The sequence below is a fragment of the Atopobium deltae genome (assembly GCF_001552785.1).
Lineage (GTDB): Bacteria > Actinomycetota > Coriobacteriia > Coriobacteriales > Atopobiaceae > Atopobium > Atopobium deltae.
Genome location: NZ_KQ959518.1, coordinates 1 through 934, shown reverse-complemented (window position 1 = coordinate 934; position 934 = coordinate 1). Strand labels below are relative to the sequence as shown.

Below are 934 nucleotides of genomic sequence, written 5' to 3'. Positions count from 1 at the left end.
CGCCTAAAATTTTGAAAACGGGTATTTATACCTCGATTTTCACGAAAATTTTTCTTCTAAAATCAGGTATGAGTGGTATAATAAAGATGATATAAAAGGTTGTTGTGTACCTTGCGTTTGAAACACAAAAATAAGTTCTGTCAGCACCATGTGCTATTGTACGTTGAAAGCAGCATATAACCATCTAGGCTCCAAGAAAGGAAGCGTATGCTAAACACAAAGGCTGTTGAACTCAAAACGTGGATCCAAAACCATAAGCGTGAATGTGTAGCAGGAGGAGCACTTGCGCTGCTGCTTGTTGTAGGGGGAGCTGGTGTTGCTGTTATGCAGCATCAAGCACAGCCAGGCGCTACTAAGAACGGTGCAGAAAAGCTTGTAAAATCTACATCTGCCGAGAAAACCCTTGAGCTTGGCAAGGTAGCACAAAATGCGGTTGGTGCAAATGGGGTAGCTGATTCACAAGCCACGTCTGGCGCTTCGTCTGAGAGTAACTCTGGTGGATCTAGTGAGTCTTCTTCTGGTGGAGTTGACACATCTTCAAAAAACAGTTCCGCAGGACAGCCGCCCTCAAGCACAACACAAAAATCTTCTTCATCTTCTAGTGCAGGCGCAGGACAAACACCCACCAACTCTGCAATCACACAGGCTAAAGAAAAACCCAAAGCCAAACCAAAACGCTGGGTAGTCGATAAACCCGCCTGGGACGAGACCGTGGTAGTTGAAAAAGCGTGGGATGAGCCTATCTATGAAAGGAAACGTTTTTATAAGACCAGCGATGGCAAGGTATTTCCAACAGTAGAGGAATGCATTGCATATGAGGAAAAAGTAATTTTAGAAACAGGTAAAACTGTTAGCAACAGTAGTATATATAAAAAAGTCCAAGTAGGAACCAAACATCACCCCGCACAAACCAAAGTAGTGCATCATCCCGAAC

The 934-nt window shown here is 43.8% G+C and carries 1 pseudogene; it reads left to right on the top strand.

The features are described 5' to 3' along the window. Nucleotides 1-207 precede the first annotated feature (207 nt). Nucleotides 208-934 (top strand): annotated as a pseudogene (locus tag HMPREF3192_RS06545) (hypothetical protein); the annotation flags it as partial.